The sequence below is a fragment of the Sorangium sp. So ce176 genome, assembly GCF_051519835.1.
Classification (GTDB): Bacteria; Myxococcota_A; Polyangia; order Polyangiales; family Polyangiaceae; genus Sorangium; species Sorangium cellulosum_G.
On sequence record NZ_CP150371.1, the window covers coordinates 5,735,843 to 5,751,456 of the forward strand.

12 protein-coding genes are annotated in these 15,614 nt (G+C 73.4%); 2 read left to right on the plus strand and 10 right to left on the minus strand.

Annotated elements, in window-relative coordinates:
• Positions 1–203: 203 nt before the first annotated feature.
• The 6 genes from WMF42_RS21425 to WMF42_RS21450 all read right to left on the minus strand — a co-directional run bounded on the left by WMF42_RS21425 (position 204) and on the right by WMF42_RS21450 (position 10,165).
• The gene (locus WMF42_RS21425) at positions 204–788 is read right to left on the minus strand and encodes a hypothetical protein (protein ID WP_437693937.1); all 585 of its coding nucleotides are present in this window, start codon (positions 786–788) and stop codon (positions 204–206) included.
• A 762-nt stretch (positions 789–1,550) separates the two neighbouring features.
• Positions 1,551–2,867, minus strand: coding sequence for a hypothetical protein (locus tag WMF42_RS21430; RefSeq protein ID WP_437693939.1), 1,317 nt, complete (start codon positions 2,865–2,867; stop codon positions 1,551–1,553).
• 169 nt (positions 2,868–3,036) lie between these two features.
• Positions 3,037–7,332 carry a protein kinase domain-containing protein gene (locus WMF42_RS21435; protein WP_437693941.1) on the minus strand — a complete coding sequence of 1,432 codons (4,296 nt, stop codon included), beginning with the start codon at positions 7,330–7,332 and terminating at the stop codon, positions 3,037–3,039.
• Between the two features lie 185 nt (positions 7,333–7,517).
• On the minus strand, positions 7,518–8,393 hold the full coding sequence (locus WMF42_RS21440) for a DoxX family protein (protein WP_061605669.1): 876 nt from the start codon (positions 8,391–8,393) through the stop codon (positions 7,518–7,520).
• An 87-nt stretch (positions 8,394–8,480) separates the two neighbouring features.
• Positions 8,481–9,059, minus strand: a complete 579-nt coding sequence (locus tag WMF42_RS21445) for a superoxide dismutase (protein ID WP_061605670.1) — start codon at positions 9,057–9,059, stop codon at positions 8,481–8,483.
• Positions 9,060–9,475: 416 nt separating this feature from the next.
• A complete protein-coding gene (locus WMF42_RS21450) occupies positions 9,476–10,165 on the minus strand; it encodes an alpha/beta hydrolase family protein (protein ID WP_061605671.1) in 690 nt (229 codons plus the stop codon).
• Positions 10,166–10,179: 14 nt separating this feature from the next.
• Here WMF42_RS21450 and WMF42_RS21455 point away from each other — a divergent pair, with 14 nt between their 5' ends.
• Entirely contained in the window at positions 10,180–10,458 is a 279-nt protein-coding gene (locus tag WMF42_RS21455) for a GntR family transcriptional regulator (RefSeq protein WP_437693944.1), read from the plus strand.
• Here the strand turns inward: WMF42_RS21455 and WMF42_RS21460 are convergent.
• Positions 10,424–11,323, minus strand: a complete 900-nt coding sequence (locus tag WMF42_RS21460; RefSeq protein ID WP_081426099.1) for a PAS domain-containing protein — start codon at positions 11,321–11,323, stop codon at positions 10,424–10,426. The genes WMF42_RS21455 and WMF42_RS21460 overlap by 35 nt on opposite strands.
• A 57-nt stretch (positions 11,324–11,380) precedes the next feature.
• Positions 11,381–11,611, minus strand: a complete 231-nt coding sequence (locus WMF42_RS21465) for a hypothetical protein (protein WP_061605674.1) — start codon at positions 11,609–11,611, stop codon at positions 11,381–11,383.
• Positions 11,612–12,128: 517 nt separating this feature from the next.
• Between WMF42_RS21465 and WMF42_RS21470 the strand changes: the two genes are divergently transcribed.
• Positions 12,129–13,415: a PAS domain S-box protein gene (locus WMF42_RS21470; RefSeq protein ID WP_061605675.1), complete on the plus strand. Its 1,287-nt coding sequence runs from the start codon at positions 12,129–12,131 to the stop codon at positions 13,413–13,415.
• 143 nt (positions 13,416–13,558) lie between these two features.
• Here the strand turns inward: WMF42_RS21470 and WMF42_RS21475 are convergent, their stop codons facing one another.
• Positions 13,559–14,587: a hypothetical protein gene (locus tag WMF42_RS21475; RefSeq protein ID WP_061605676.1), complete on the minus strand. Its 1,029-nt coding sequence runs from the start codon at positions 14,585–14,587 to the stop codon at positions 13,559–13,561.
• Between the two features lie 205 nt (positions 14,588–14,792).
• Positions 14,793–15,611: a HugZ family protein gene (locus WMF42_RS21480; RefSeq protein ID WP_437693947.1), complete on the minus strand. Its 819-nt coding sequence runs from the start codon at positions 15,609–15,611 to the stop codon at positions 14,793–14,795.
• Between the last annotated feature and the right edge of the window lie 3 nt (positions 15,612–15,614).

Genomic DNA, 15,614 nt, shown 5'->3' on the forward strand with positions numbered 1-15,614 from the left:
ATCGGTCCCCTGCCTCCTCGCGACCGCGCAATTGCACGCGTCGCGCCAGCGTCATCTGGCCGTTTCGCGCGCCATCCCGAGCCCCCGCCGCGGCGTCCCTGTGGCCCGCGCGGCGACAGCGGGCCGGACGCCTGTCGCTCCGGCGACCCAAGGCGCCGGAGCGCGCTCGTGAAACGAGCCGCCTCGGCGCCCTCGGGATCGCTTCAGGGACGGCCGCTCCCGCTCATGCAGGCGAGCGTGAAGTCCGAGCAGCAGTCGTCATAGTAGAGGCACAGCGGGTCGCACTGGCATTCGAGGGCGGCCCCGCCGCAATGGGACACGCAGCTGTTGTTGCGCGTGAGGATCGGCTTCTCGAAGATCGACACCTCGCACTCGCCGTTCCAGATGTTGTCCCCTCCCGCGCTGCGCTTGACCCGGATGCTCGCGCCGCAGTCGGTCGGATCGCCAGGGCTCAGCCACTTGTCGAACGAGCAATCCCCGTTTCCACGGTGGATCACGTCGATATCGGACCGCTGATAGCCGGGGCTGCACTTCCGGCTGCCCGATCGCGGGAGCACCTCGTAGTGGGTCTCCTCCACGACCCAGCCGCGGACCTTGAACGTCTCATGATAATAGAGCCGCTCGCCGGTGCCCAGCGCGCTCTCCGCCTGTCCGATATCCGAGGCTTCCTCGGCCTCCGCGACCGGGCCGACCGCCTCGATGCCGGTGTCCACGGGCGGCTCGGCGTCGACGGCGCACCCCGCGAGGTGCAACGAACCAAGAAACATGACGACGGCGCTGTATTTCATAGCTGTCTCCTTTTTTTCACTCACAAAGAAGGCGCGGCTGCCCGCGCGCTGGGCCGAAGGCCCCCGCGGCCTGGACGACGCGGCGGACGCGTGCTCTCCCCGGGTCCGCAGGACGGGGGGAATCGCTTCGTCGACCTCGTCATCCCTGGTGATCGGCGTTGTCCCTCGGCGCTTCCGGCGCCTCGGGGCGGCGCCTCGGGACGGCGCCTCGGCACGACACCTCAGCACGGCACATGCCAGCCTCTCCGTCGGATCCATGCCCTGGAATCGAGGCGCGGAACGCGCAGGGTGCAGCGTCGGCCCGGCGTCGTGTCGCCTGCCCGGCGACACGACGACCGTCGGCTGCGACGCGGAGGCGACAGCGCCCCCCCGGCCGCGACAGGCCCACGAGGCGGATCGCGCGATCCGGGATCGCTCGCGCCGCGCCGCCCAGTCCCTCCCTGGTTCTGCGTCCGCGGCAGGCCCCCGGAGCCCTCCGGAGGCCGGGCGTCTCGGCAATACCACCCCTCTCGCAACCGGGGAGTGACATGAGCGACGCGGCAATAGCCCTCCTCGAGCCCGGCGCGACGCCCTGGCAGCGCTGGTCCGGCGCTTTCGCCAGGCAGCGCGCGATGAGGGCGTCGACGGCGGGCAGCAAGGGGGCGAGATCGCTCGCCCGGGCAGCGGCGCGAAGGTGCGGGACGGCGCTGGCGCCGGGCGCGGAGGATGGCGGGTAGGACGGGGGAGCGACAGCGCCGCCGGCCGAGGCCGACGGCGGCCTCGTCAGCGCGCCGGAGCCTGAGGGCCCTTGCGCACCCTGGCGGCGTCCGCCGGCGCGACGGGCGACCGCGGGGCGATCGGCGCGCCGCCGCCCTGCCGGAGCTCTTCCGGGCGGGTGCGGATTGGCATCGGGTCCACGACGGGGGACAGGAGGCGGGAGCGCGCGTCGGGGAGCGGCTGCGGCAAGCAACCTCTCGCGCTGCCTGTGCGTGGGGCGCTCGGAAGGAACACAGTGACGGGGTGCGCCCACGCGCGGCCGCCCGCAGTGCAGCTCGGGTACGTGTGCTGCCTCGGGTCCTCCGGGGCGCAGACGTGCTGCGAGACCTGCGGCGGCAGCTGCTCGTCCCGCACGCCGCACGCGCCGACATACTCGGCGACACAGCCCTGATGATGACTCCCCCCCTTCGGGTCCGGGACGGCGCAGAGGCGCGACGACATCCAGTTCACCCATGTCCCCTGGTCACAGCCGAACGCCCTCAGGGCGCGCGTATCGGGCGGAGAGCAGACGAACGCTTTGCTGTAGATCACGTCCACCGTGGGCCGGGTCTGGTCGACGGAGAGCTTCTCTGCGGTCGGGTTCAGCGCGGCCGGGTCGAGCAGGTTGCCGAAGAAGGCCCCCTCCCGCTCCGGATACCTCTGGAGCTCCGCCGGGCTCGTCGCGATGGCGCCGCCCCGGATCGAGATGTCCTCGATCCTGCCCATGGCGTTGTTCCTCGTCAGGAGGCAGGCCGACACGAGCTCCTGGCAGCGCGCGTCGGGGGCGCCGGCGGCCCACGCGGGGCAGAGCCCGGCGCCGACGCCGCGCCACGTGAGCTGGCGCGCGCGGCTGACCTCCGCGGACTCCTCGGCGGTCGGGCCCCACGCCTGTGCCCCCGGCGTCCACGAGACGCTCTGGTGGCTGCCGAGCGCGCACTCGACGAGGTCCTTCATCACCTCGCGCGCGGCGGGATCCAGCAACGCCTTGTGGAGCGCCCCCGGTTCGACGGGCTTCCCGGAGCGGTCCTTCAGCGGCTTGGTCGTGGCGGCGCTCCCGCGAGGGGCCGGGAGGTGCCCCCGGAGCGCTCCGGCGACGACATTGCCGCGGAGGGCCGCCTTCGGCGCGAACGACTCGGTCCTGAGCGGGTTGTTGACGAGCGCCGTGAGGCTCTGCCGGTTGGTCGTGAGCAGGTTGAAGCCGAGCCTGTCGAGCGTGAGGTGGTTGCCGAACTGCATCAGCGGGACCGGCGGCGCGTGCGGCGCGCCGGAGACGGTGGCCGCGAGCCCGAGGCCCGCGGTCAGGAGCAACGAGGAGAGGCCGAGGCAGACGGTTCGTCGGTTCATGATCGTGCCTTTCGCATGGGTGCATGGCGTCGAGCAGCCGGCGTGCCACGCGGATCGCCCGTCGCGGGCCGCGCGCTCGCCGGGGCCAGGTGAGGAGGGCCGTGGTCAGCGCCGCGACACGAGGAGGGCGATTGTCGCTCCGGCCGCCACGTCGGCGCCCCACCGGAGCTCACGGCCGCGCCCGCGCGTCGAGCTCTGCGGCCAGCTGGGCGAGCCGCCCGCTCCAGAACCGCGAGCCCGCCGTCTGCGCCGCGGCGTCGCCGAGCCAGCGGCGCGCCGCTTCCAGCCGGCCGCGGCGGAGCGCGGCGGCCGCGGCGAAGCAGAGCACCTCGATGTGCTCGCTCAGCATGGAGGCCTCCCGCACCTCGGCCACGAGCGCGTCCCACAGCTCGTCCGGCGCGTCTCCGCCCTGCACGACCTGCGCGCAGAGGCGGACAAGCGCCCGCGTGACCGGCGGCAGCGCGTCGACATCGGCGTGGCCGAGCACCTGGTCGAGGTGGCGCCGCGCCTCGGCGAGCTCGCCGCGCGCGCAGTGGATCCGCGCCACGAGCAGCGCGTAATCGGGCACGAGGCGCGCCCCGAAGAACCGCTGCTGGAGCTCCGAGGCGCGGACCGCGAGGGGCAGCGCCTCGTCGAGCTCGCCGCTCCAGTAGAGCAGCTCGGCGAGGTTGTGGGTCGGGCCGAGCTCGAGGAACGCGCTGCCGAGCTCGCGCGCGAGCGCGACGGCGGTCCGGAGGTCGCTGAGGGCGCCGTCCGGGTCCTCGCGCATGAGCCGGACCGCGAGGCGGTTCATGAAGGCGACGCCGAGGTGCAGGCGGTCGCCCGCGCGCGCGCAGCGGTCGATGACCTCCTCGAACCGCGCCTCGGCCTCGTCGACGCGCCCGGCGCAGACGAGCGCGGGCGCGAGCAGGAGCAAGGCGATCACGCAGCTCTCGTGGTCGCCGAGCGCCTCGGCGCGGCGGGCCGCAGGCGCGAGGCGCGCGACGGACTCGTCGAGCTCCTGGCGGCGGAAGTGCCCGCGCCCGACAGCGACGTCGCTGCGAACCCCGAGCCCGGCGTCCCCGAGGCGCGCGGCGAGGGGCGCGGCGCGGTCCACGAGCGCCTGCGAGGCCGCGTAGTCGCCGCACCAGTCGAGGACTGTCGCCTCGTCGAGGAGCAGATCCGCGACGGCAGCGTCGTCTCCCGTGGCCTCGGCGATCGCGCGGGCGGCGCGGAGGTCGCTGACGGCGTCGTCGAGGCGCTGGACCCGGTAGCGGGCCTTCCCCCGGCCCGCCAGCACGCCGGCCCGGCTCACCGCGCGCTCCGGCGCTGGCCCGGCCTCCGCGCGGACCGGCGCCGCGTGCGCGGGCGCCGCCTCGCGCTCCGCCAGCGCCGCGAGCGCGGCTGTGTAGTGCCGCTCCGCGTCCACGTAGAGGTGGCGCCGGCGGGCGTCCTCGGCGAGCTCGAAGCAGGCCGCCGCTGCCTCGGCGTGCGCGCCGGCCGCCGCCGCGTGCCGCGCGATCTGCGCGAGCCGGGCGCGGCGCTCCGCGGGCGCCGCGAGCAGGCGGCGGAGGGCGATCGCGTGCAGCCGCCGCCGGAGCGCCGCGGGCACCTCCGCCTCGATCGCCTCGCGGAGGAGCGGGTGCGCGAACGCGAGCCGCTCGCCGTCCGCGGGGCGCAGCAGGCCGCGGCGCGCGAGCCGCGACAGGCCGACGCCCGGATCGAGGTCCCTGCAAGCGAAGACGGCGCCCTCGGCCGCCGCCGCGTCGACGAGGCCGCCGAGCTCGTCGATCGCGAGCGCGTCGCCCGCGACAGCGCACACCTGCGCGAGCTCCGCGAGCGGCGGCGGCAGGCCCGCGAGCGCGCGCCGCGCGAGGCGGCTCATGATCGGCGCGGCCTCGCCGGGCGCGATCGCGTCGCCGGCGAGGTACCACCCCGGGCCGCCGCGGACCTTCCGGATGGCGCCCGCCTGCCGGAGCGCGGCGGCGAGCTCGACAAGGAAGAGCGGCACCCCCTGCGCCGCGTCGAGCAGGCCCGCGACAACCGGCTCCGGCACGAACTCGACAGGGTGCAGCCTGTCGAGGAGCAGCGCGCGGGCGGCGCCCGGGTCGAGCGGCGGGAGCGTCCGCTGGAGGGCGCGCGCGGCCCGCTCGCCGTGGCTCGGCCGCATCGTGGACAGCGCCGGGGTCGCCGCCACGAGGACGGCGAGCGGGGCGCGCGCGCCCGAGAGGGTCGCGATCTCGAGGGCGTCGAGGCCGGCCTGATCGCCCTGGTGCGCGTCGTCGACGATCAGGGCGAGCGGGCGCTCCCGCGCGAGCCGCTGGAGCGCCTCGCCGGCGGCGCGCGCCAGCGTCTGGCGGAGCGCTCCCGGCGCGGCGAGGACCGCGGCGACGGCGGGCTCGGTCTCGGGGAGGGCGTCGAGCGCGTGGGCGACCGCCGGCCACGCGGCGAGGCCGAGCTCGGGTCCGAGCCGCGCGAGGCACGCGTCGCGGACCGCGGGCGCGCCCGCGCCGGGCGCGAGGGCGAGCGCGGCGCGGAGCAGGGCGCGGACGAGCCCCGCCGGCTCGGCGACGTCGGGCGGCCTTGCGGCGACGGCGATCGCCTGGGCGCCCGGCTCGGCCGAGAGCGCCGCGGCGACGGCCTCGCAGACGCGCGTCTTGCCGTGGCCGACGTCGCCGAGCAGGGTGAGCAGGAGCGGCGCGCCGTCGCGCCACGCGTCGCGCGCCTGCGCGAGGATTTCGGCGACGAGCTCGTCGCGCCCCCGGAGCGGCATATCGGCCGCCGGGGTCTCCGGCGGGGCCGTGCCCGCGCCGGCGCCGTCGTCGGCGGCCTCGTCGAGGAGGGCGGCTGCCTCCGGGGTGACGGCCACCGGGGCCGCCGCGCCGGGGGGCCAGAAGCTCGCCGGCCGGGCGAGCGCGGGGCCCGCGAAGACCATCCCGGCCGCGCCCTCGCGCACCTGGAGCTCGGCGACGTGCACCGCGACCGAGGTCGCGTGGTCCGGCGCGGCCACGAGCCGCCGGGCCGCGGCGAGGGCGGCGCGGGCGCGCGGGCGGGCGGCTCCGGGAAAGGCGATGACGTAGATCCCGTCCTGCACCCTGGCGAGCCGCCCGCCGAAGGAGGCGGCGATGCCGACGACATGGTCCATCGGCGCGGCGGAGCGGACCGCGAGGAGCGCGACGGGGCTGCGCCGCGGCGGGGCGGGACCGGGCGTCGCAGCGGCATGGCGGGAGTCGGCGGGGCTCCGGGGGGGTGCACCGGGGCTCCGGGGGGGTGCACCGGGGCTCCGGGGGGGTGCACCGCCCCGCTGGAGCCCTTTTCGACCCCTCCGAGCCCTTTTCGAGCCCGTGCTGCCCTTTTCGAGCCCGTGCTGCCCTTCATCGAGCCCGTGCTGCCCTTCATCGAGCCCGCGCTGCCCTTCATCGAGCCCGCGCTGCCCTTCATCGAGCCCGCGCTGCCCTTCGTCGAGCCCGCGCTGCCCTTCATCGAGCCCGTGCTGCCCTTCGTCGCGACCATCGCGCCGCTGTTCGACCCGCCGCGCCGGCGGAGAGGCCACGATGCCCGCGAGCGCCGCCCGGAGGGCCTCGGAGAAGGCGCGCGCCGACCCGAAGCGCTCGACCCGCGCCTTGGCCAGGGCGCGCAGCAGCACCTCGTCGACGCCTCGCGGGACGGGCGCGAGCTCCGACGGCCGCGGCGGGCGCTGGGAGACGTGCGCGTGGACGACAGCCGACGCGTCTCCCACGAAGGGCGGACGCCCCGTGAGCAGCTCGAACGCGATGACGCCGAGCGAGTACAGGTCCGCGCGGGCGTCGACATCGCGCGCGTCGAGGCATTGCTCCGGGGCCATGTACACCACGCTGCCGAGCCGGAGCCCCGTGTGCGTGGGCTGCCCCCCCTCCCCCGTCGCGCCGTGCCCCTCCCCCAGCCGCGCGAGCCCGAGATCGAGCAGGGCGACCCTCCACGCCGGCGCCTCCGCCGGGCGGACCATCGCGTTCTCCGGCTTGAGATCCCGGTGCACGACGCCGGCCGCATGGATCCTGTCGACCGCGGCGCCGAGCGCCTCCACGAGCCGCGCGGCGTCGACCGGCGCGGCGGCGCCCGCGCCGGGGAGCGCCTCCATCCACCGCGCCAGCGTCTCCCCGTCGAGGAGCTCGAGGACGAGGTAGGGAAAGCCGCCTTCGATCTCGCCCTCGGCGAGCAGCAGCGGCACCGCGGGCGGGCCGATCCGCCGGAGCGCGGCCGCCTCGCGCGAGAAGCGCGGATCGCCTCGGTGGCGCGCGATCTTGAGCGCGACAGCGAGGCCGTCCTCGCGCCGCGAGGCCGCGAACACGCGGGCGAAGCCGCCCTCGTCGAGGGGGCGGAGCCCATCGAACCCCGCCACGTGCGGCGCGACCTCCGCCGCGCCTCCCCGCGGCGGCGCCGCGGCGTCGCCGTGCAGCGGGCACCTCGCGGCGGCGCCGATCCGACGATGACAGAGCAAGCAGCGCATCGACGGGGTATTGCCTCTCGGGCGTCGAGTCTAGCCCGCCGTGCCCTCCGCCGGAAAGGCTCTGTTGCCCGATCCGATGAGCGCTACCTTCGCTCCGAAGTCCCTCGACGAGCCCGTGCGGTCGGAGGTGAGCTTGGCCTCCTGCGCCCATGTCGACACGATGGCCGCCGCGACGATGAAAATCCTCAGACGGACACGGGGCGTCCGAGGAGGCGCTGCCGGAGCTCGGGGTTGCGGATCCAGCCGGTGATCGCGAGCAAAACGAGCACGAAGATCAGCGGCAGGTACTCCGGAAGCGTGAAGCCCCGGGTCATGTTCGTGGCCAGAGCGCCGGAGAAGTAGCCGATCATGAGCACGAGGGCGATCACGGAACAGCGCGGGATGAGGAAGAGGATCGCGAGGCAGATCTTCGTGATGCCGAGCGGCACGGCGATGTGCGCGATGCCCAGTCGTTCGATGAACGCAGCGCCTTCCGCATTCGGGGGAGGCATGAGCTGGAGGACGCCGCTCGCCAGGGTGGCGAGGGACAGGAGGACGGTCAAGACCCACGAGGCGATCGTTCCAGCCTTGCCGGGGTTCGGGACGGACCTCGGATCCCGCGCGCGGGCGAGAAGCTCCGGCGTGCGGAAGTACGCGCCGATCATCATCACGAAGATGAGAACGAACGGGAACCACGGCCAGTTGCCTTCGACGTCATGCGTGAGGCCGGTGGCCGTCGCGCCGCCGAGCACGCCGACCATCATCACGAAGCCGAGCGTGGCGGTGCGGGGAACAAGAAGGAGAACGGCGGCGATGATCTCGAGCGCGCCGATCAGGTAGAGATGGTCCCAGACGCCGAGCGCCTTCGTGAACTCGGCGGCGGGGGTGCCATCGCGGATGAAGAATTTCGCCAGACCGGAGGCGAAGATCATGAAAAGGGCCAGCAGGACGGTGGGCGTCCAGCCGAGGATTTTCTGAGAGCGGGTGGTCATCGGGCCCCGATGATAGCGGATGGATCGATCGATGAATCCGGGGAGCACATACGACTTGCTTTCGTACCCCGGCGACGTCGCCGCCTTCACGGCGACAGCCGCGATGTGCCGGACGCCCGCCTTCTTCGCCGCGGGGGCCGCGTTGCCGGCGGGCGCCGGGTCACGGGAGCGCGTGGGTCACAGCTTCGAGGCGGCGTGGTCCCAGTTCACCAGGTTCCACCATGCCTCGACGTACTTCGCCCGGGCATTGCGGTGGTCGATGTAATACGCGTGCTCCCACACGTCGCACGTGAGCAGCGGCGTCTTGCCCTCCGTGAGCGGGCACCCGGCGTTGCTCGTCTGCACGATTTCCAGCTTGCCGGAGCCATTCTTCACCAGCCAGGCCCAGCCCGAGCCGAACTGACCGACCGCCGCGGCGCTGAACTTCTCCTTGAACGACGTCACGCTTCCGAACGCCGCCTCGATCGCCGCACGGAGCGCGGCGGAGGGCTCACCGCCGCCCTGCGGCTTCATGCTGTGCCAGTAGAACGTGTGGTTCCACACCTGAGCTGCCTGGTTGAAGACAGCGCCGGTCGTCGTGCGGACGAGATCCTCGAGGCTCTTGCCCGCGAGCGTCGCGTCCGCTGCCACGAGCTCGTTCAGCTTCGTGACGTATGCGTTGTGGTGCTTGCCGTGGTGGAAATCGAGCGTCTCGGCCGAGATGTGGGGAACCAGTGCGTCTTTGGAGTAAGGGAGCTCGGGAAGAGTGAATGCCATGGTTCTGTTCCTCGTGTTGCGTGTCGTCGGCCACGCGCTCGTCGCAGCCCGTTGTGAACAGCTAGGCGAAGACCTTCGGGTGGCGCTTCAGCCACGGATCGAAGGTCCGCGCGTCGCGGCCAGATGGCCGCTCCACGTCGCCGGGTGCGGCGGCAACGTAGCAGATCCGGTGGGCGGGTGTGGCGCCTTGCCAACGAGTTGGCAGTTTTCCATCCATTTGGAGGGGAAAGCCCCCCGGCCAGCGGTTCAGTGGCTCCGTTCACCCGCCAGGGCCGGCCGGGGCCGGCGCAACCCAGCGGAGCGCCCTGACGGGGTGGTGAAGAACGAGCGGCAACAGGGAGCGCGCATCGTCCACCCGAGGGTCGGGCGCCCGAGGGTGCTCGCCGCCGCGTCGATCCGCATCGACGGCGTTGCACTCATGCCTTCCCCGCAGGGACACGCTTCACGCGCCAGCCCTCGATGCCCGTGACGATCTCGGCGAGCACGCTTTCCCGCGTCCGCCCCGCCGATTTCAGGACCTCGAGCGAGTGATCGCCCCCCTCCACCACATGCAAGCGCGCCCGGCGGCCGAGGCGCTTCAGCACCGGCCGGAGGAGCGCGAGATCGCACAGCGGATCTCGGGTCCCCTGGAGGAAGAGCATCGGCGCCTTGATCGCCGAGAGGTGCTCGTCGCGGAGCGCGTCGCGCTTGCCCGCGGGGTGCAGCGGGTAGCCGAGGAACACGACCCCATCGCAAGGGACGGCCCGCGCCGCGAGGAGCGAGGCGATCCGCCCCCCCATCGATTTGCCGCCGATCACCAGCCGTTCCGGCTTCTCCTTCCGCAGCCTCGCGATCGCCGCCTCGTAGGCCGCCTCGAGCTTCTCCCGACGGTCGGGCGCCTTCCGGCCGAGCTCCTTGTACGGGAAGTTGAAGCGCAGCACCGTGTGCCCGCGGTCCTCGAGCCCCCTGGCGACGTCGACCAGCAGCGGCGCGTGCATGTCGCCGCCGGCCCCATGGCCCAGCACCACGGCCACGCCGGAGCGCTTCGCGCGCGCAGCGGGCGCGTGGATCACGCCCGAGACCGCGTTGCCGTCGGAGAGGGAAATCGAGACAGCTCGCTCGGGCATGGAGCCCTCATGCCATGGCAGAGGGGCCGGCGTCGAGGCCACGGCCCGTCACGGCGGGCGACGGGCAGCCGTGGGCAGGCGGGAACGGCGCGCACTCCCCGGGCGCTCGGCTCCCCTCGGCGCGCGCCATGGCGCTCGAGGCGGGCGTCTCGCGCGGGACGGTGGACGTCGCGCACGCGCGCCTCGCCGTCGGAGGGTTCGTCGTGACGCGCGGCCCGGCCGGCATGTTCGTCACGAGCCCGCTCCCGATCGGCGCGCTCACGCCGGAGGGGTCACCCGGATCCGCGCGATGAACTCGCCGGCGGCGCCGGGCTGCGACCCGACGGGGGTCAGCGTGACGCTGGCCTCGATCGCGCGGCTGTGAGAGCAGGCGAGCCGGCTCCGCGCGACAGCGCGCGCGCTCGGGAGCGGGGCCTGGACGTCGACGAGCACCGACGCGACGTCGCGCCCGTAAAGCAGCTCCTCGTCCACGCCGAACAGGTCGTGGGCGCTCGGGTTCGCGCCGAGGATCTCGCCCTCGCGATCGAGCAGGAGGCACGGGTCGGCGATCTCGGCGAGGAGCGCCATCGACCGCTCCTCGACCTGCGACACGCTCTCCATGGCGCTCACGAGCTCTTCCTCCAGCTTGCTCACCGACGCCTTCACGCGAGACAGCGAGTCGTACATGCGCGCGACCGTCGCGGCGATCTGCCGGACCTCGATGGCCTCGAACGGCTTGCGGAGGATCAGCAGGTTGGGCGCGCACCCGAGCTCATTCGCCATCTCGTCCCAGCTATAGTCGGAGTAGGCGGTGCAGATGACCGTGTAGATGTCCGGCGCGACGCTCCAGATCCCCTTGATCGTCTCGATACCGTCGATGCCCGGCGGCATGCGCATGTCGACGAACGCAAGGAAATACCTGCTCGGGTTCGCCTCGACGAGGGCGATTCCATCTCTGCCCGAGTGGGCCGAGTCGATGGAGAACCTGAGCCCGTGGAGGACGTCGGAGGCCTCCTCGGGCGGCTCGGCGCCGAACAGGCGCGACTCGAGGGCGTGCAGCCCGCGGACCATCTCCGGATCGTGGATCGACCTGGGCACGAGCATCCGCTCCATGAGCACATGGATGTCCGGATTGTCGTCCACGACGAGGATGGGTCGACTTGCTGGTTCCGAAACCATGAAGATCCTCTCACGTCTCCTCTCACGTCGCTGCGGCCCGGCCGTGGGCCCCGGGGTCTACCGCCGTTGCCGCTCCCCGAGCCGGCGCCGGACCGCCGCGACGCGCAGCTCGGTCCGCGCGACGCTGGCCGCGGTGCCGATCACGCCGGGCATCGCCGCGAGCGCGTCGAGCACCGCGAACGCCGTGTCGATCGGCATGCTGGCGTCCTTCAGCCCGAGCCTCTTCCCCTCCCGGTCGACGACCTCCGCCGCCGCGGCGCTGCCGAGCGTCCGAGCCAGGAGCTCCACGAGCTCGGCACGATCACATCGAGGGGTGCTGTCACGGGATCCCATGTCTCGCGTTTCCTGAACGTCGCGTTACGCAGCAAACATTGGACTCGCTGTCACGACAGGTGTCAACAAGCAGCGTGATCGCAGCCACATTCATCCAGTTGACTCAAACTCAATAGGCGTAATCCAGGCCACACCATCTGCGACACGTGGGCGCAGCTGGCGAGATCGGCGCAGCCCCGGGCCCGCCCCCAGGGCCCCCGCGCCGGCGGCGCTCGTCTCGCGGCGCCCAGGCGGCGCCGTCCGGCGGCGCGGCGCTCGCAGGGGGAGCGAGCGCTCGGGGGGCTCACGGCGTTCGCGCAGCCCTCCCTCCATCGGCGCAGGTTGTCCGCTCGCCGGCGAGCACCGCGCGAAAGGGCACGCTCGCCGCGACGAGCGCGCAGCCCCGCGCCAGGATCGGCTAGTGTCAGGAGGTCTCGCTGCGCCGGGCAGAGCGACCGGGCGGGCGGCGGGGATGACGGAAGGAAGAGCGAAGGTGGCGGCAGAGCAGGACAGCATCGAGCGGCTCCGGGCGGAGAACGCCGGGCTGCGCAAGGAGATCGAGAGACTGCACGATCAGCTGGGCCGCCGCGAGGAGCGGACGCGGCTGATCCTGCAGGCGGCCATCGAGGGATTCCACGTCGTCGGGATGAACGGCGAGATCCTCGATTGCAATCCGTCCTTCGCCGGCATCGTGGGATACGAGCGGAGCGAGCTCCTGACGATGCACATCGGCCAGATCGACGCGCGGCCGGCGCACGAGGTCGCCGCCATCATCGAGGAGATCAGGGCCAAGGGGGCGCACCGCTTCGTCGCCAGGCACGTCCACAAGGACGGTCACCTGATCGACGTCGAGGTCAGCTCTCACCTCGTCCAGAACGGCGATGAGCAGTTCTTCGCGGCCTTCTCGCGCCCGATCACGGAGCAGCTCCGGCGCGAGCAGGCGCTCCGCGAGAGCGAGCAGAAGTTCCGCGCGATCTTCGACGAGACGTCGATGTTCATCGGGCTGCTCACCCCGAAGGGGGACCTGCTCGAGGTCAACAGGACGATGGCCGACTTCACCGGGGCCCGGCCGGACGACGGCCGCGGCGAGCCGCTCTGGCGGGCGCCGTTCTGGGGCGACGCGCCCGGCGTGGAGGAGCACATCGAGGCGTGCGTCCAGAAGGCCGCGTCGGGCGCGCCTTCCTCGTGCGAGGCGCAGGTTCACGGGCCGGGCGGTCGCGCGGCCACGCTCGAGCTGAAGATGAAGCCGATCCTCGGCGCGTCGGGGGAGAGCGTCCTCGTGATCGCCGAGGGGTACGACGTGACCGAGCTCCGTCGGGCCGAGGCGGAGCGGGCCGCGCTCCAGGAGCAGATGATCCACGCGCAGGAGGCGACGATCCGGGAGCTCTCGACGCCGCTCATCCCGCTCGACGCGGGGATCCTCGTGATGCCCCTCGTCGGCCGGCTCGACCGGGTGCGCATCGAGCAGCTCCTGGAGCGGCTGCTGCACGGGGTGGTCGCGCAGCGCGCGGCCACGGTGATCCTCGATGTCACCGGCGTGCCGGTGGTGGACGCCGAGGTCGCGGACTCGCTGATCAGGGCGGCTCAGGCGGTCAAGCTGCTCGGCGCGGAGGTCATCCTGACGGGCGTACGCCCCGAGGTCGCGCAGACGATGGTGGGCATCGGCATCGACCTGCGGGAGATCGTCACGCTGAGCTCGCTCCAGAGCGGGCTCCACCACGCCCTGGCGCGCGCGCGCCGCGCGACGATGCCGCGCGGCCCGCGGCGCCGCGAGGCGTGACGGGCGCCGCCGCGCCTCCGTTCGAGCTCGAGGCTGAGGCCCACGACGGCGTATCGCCAGGCCTGCGGCAGGCTCGGGTGTCCGGGATCCTCGCCCCCTTCGTGGGTCATGAGCGCGCCCGCCCCACGGCTTCGGGAGGCGCGTCACCGGCGGTTCGGCTCGGCGAGCCAGCGCACCAGCGCTTCGGCGTCGAGATCGAGCAAGGCGTCCTCGACCTCGCCCGGTCCCATCGCGAGCGCGCGCTCGACGATCGATCGCTCCTCCTCGGCCGTCGGCCGGCGCCCGACCCGCCGGGCGAAGAGCCGGCCGAGCAGCTCCGCGATGGCCTTCTGCTCTCCTTTCTGCTCGCCTCTCTTTTCACCCCTCTTCTCACCGCGCTTTTCACCCCTCTTCTCGCCGCGCTTTTCACCCCTCTTCTCACCCCTTTTCTCGGCGCGCTGCGCCGCTTGCCGCTCGGCTTCCAGGATCATTTCGCCGATGATCGGCATGCTCCGGAGCAGCTTTTTCTCCGTTTCCCTGTCATCGAACAGCATGATGAGCTCCTTCCGCAGATCATGTCCCCAGGGGTCGATGGCCGCCATGACCAGGAGCGCTGTATATAGCTCGTTCCGCTCCTCGCCGGCCTCTGCCCGCGCGTGGATGTCGGCGACGACCTCCCGCATCGCCGCCGCTGTAGCGTCCCGGGCGAGCGGCGCGAACACCAGCCAGAACACGCTGCCGCGCGCCCGGAGCTCGGCCACGGTGCGCTGATACACCGCGTCGATCCGGAAGTGCGTGCCGCTGAACCGCCGCTCCGGCCACGCCGTGCGGCGCTTCCCCGTCGCGGGCAAGCGCTGCCTCCGGCCCGAGAGGACAACGGCCACGCTCTCGATGGGCGGCACCGGCTCTCCGGGTGCTTCGTTGCGCAGCGCGGTGAAGAGGAAGCCGAGATACTCGAAGACCTGATCCGGAACGTCGTCGCGCAGCGCGAAGCAGAACTCGACATGCAACACGCGCAGCTCGCCGCCGACGCGCAGGCGCAGCGCCTTGTCGAGGCGTCGCTCGAGCTTCGTGACCTGGGTGTCGATCCAGCCGAGGACCTCGACCGAGCGGTGCTCGGGGGCAAAGACGCGCGCCAGGTCTCCGGGCCGCCGTCGGGCGATGTGACGCAGGGTGATGTCGGCGTTTCCCATGCGGCGCGCGGTTGGCAGGGCGCGTGCCAGGCGCGCGCCAGCGAAACGGCGAGCCGAAATCAGCGCGGTGCTGGGGAATGCTGGGGCACGAGGGGCGCTCCGGGGGTGGCGGCGCCATGGCGGCGACGGCGCTGCCGCCCTGCCGGCCGCTCGGCCGGGCGCTGTCGCGGAGGGCCAGCGCGATGCCCGCCATCGCGATCGTCTCTCAGGCGCTGCGGCCGCGCGCCTCGCGCACCAGCGCCACCATCGCCTTGCGCACCTCGTCGGTCGTCGTGACCGGCGCGCGGAACGCGAGCCGCGCCGCCTTCGGCCCCGCCGGCGTGATGACGTCCAGCTCGAAGCCGTAGCGGTCGACCGACGTCATCGAGGCGCCGGTGGCGTCCTTGATCCCGGCGAGCGCCTTCGCATACGCGAGGACGGCGTCGGCGTGATCGGAGTTCATGTGCTCGAGGATGCGCGCGGCGTCGGGCGCGAGCGGATCGGGCTCGGCGGCCGCGTACTCGGCGGCCTCGACCCACGACATCCGGCCGAAGCCGCCGACGTAGCGGATCGACACGGGGTCGAGCCGATAGAAGGAAAAGTCAGTGAAATCCACGTAATACGAAGCGCGCGGGTGCGCCGCGAGGAACCTCGTCCGGGCGGCGGCCGCCTCGGCGCCCTCGAGCGGGCGACACGGGCCCACCAGCGTCATGCGCCCGAGCGCGAGCGGGTCCGCCCGGCCCTCGGCGGGCTCGGCGAGGAGCAGCGACGCCTCGGTGCGCGCCTTGAGGTTGCCCGTGTGCTCGGCGAGCGCCGAGAGCAGCAGCAACGGGCGGCCGTGCGCGTCCACGGCGACCGTGACGAGCGATCCATAGGGATAGCCCGCTGGATCCCGCGCGATCGTGCACAGCGTCGCGGCGCGGGCCCGCTCCGCCAGGGTGCGGCAGCGCTCGGCGTGGCTGAGCGCCCGTGCGCTCTGGGCAGGGTGCTCCGCGGCCGGCCCCGCGACAGCGCCGGGCCGGCCGTGGTCTGTGGTCGACGACATGGA

What these genes read in the sequence shown, in the direction of transcription:
- WMF42_RS21460 (WP_081426099.1), bottom strand. Translation starts at nt 11,323, where the DNA reads ATGGTTTCGGAACCAGCAAGTCGACCCATCCTCGTCGTGGACGACAAT.
- WMF42_RS21445 (WP_061605670.1), bottom strand. Translation starts at nt 9,059, where the DNA reads ATGGCATTCACTCTTCCCGAGCTCCCTTACTCCAAAGACGCACTGGTT.
- WMF42_RS21425 (WP_437693937.1), bottom strand. Translation starts at nt 788, where the DNA reads ATGAAATACAGCGCCGTCGTCATGTTTCTTGGTTCGTTGCACCTCGCG.
- WMF42_RS21480 (WP_437693947.1), bottom strand. Translation starts at nt 15,611, where the DNA reads ATGTCGTCGACCACAGACCACGGCCGGCCCGGCGCTGTCGCGGGGCCG.
- WMF42_RS21435 (WP_437693941.1), bottom strand. Translation starts at nt 7,332, where the DNA reads ATGCGCTGCTTGCTCTGTCATCGTCGGATCGGCGCCGCCGCGAGGTGC.
- WMF42_RS21455 (WP_437693944.1), top strand. Translation starts at nt 10,180, where the DNA reads ATGGCAGAGGGGCCGGCGTCGAGGCCACGGCCCGTCACGGCGGGCGAC.
- WMF42_RS21475 (WP_061605676.1), bottom strand. Translation starts at nt 14,587, where the DNA reads ATGGGAAACGCCGACATCACCCTGCGTCACATCGCCCGACGGCGGCCC.
- WMF42_RS21450 (WP_061605671.1), bottom strand. Translation starts at nt 10,165, where the DNA reads ATGCCCGAGCGAGCTGTCTCGATTTCCCTCTCCGACGGCAACGCGGTC.
- WMF42_RS21430 (WP_437693939.1), bottom strand. Translation starts at nt 2,867, where the DNA reads ATGAACCGACGAACCGTCTGCCTCGGCCTCTCCTCGTTGCTCCTGACC.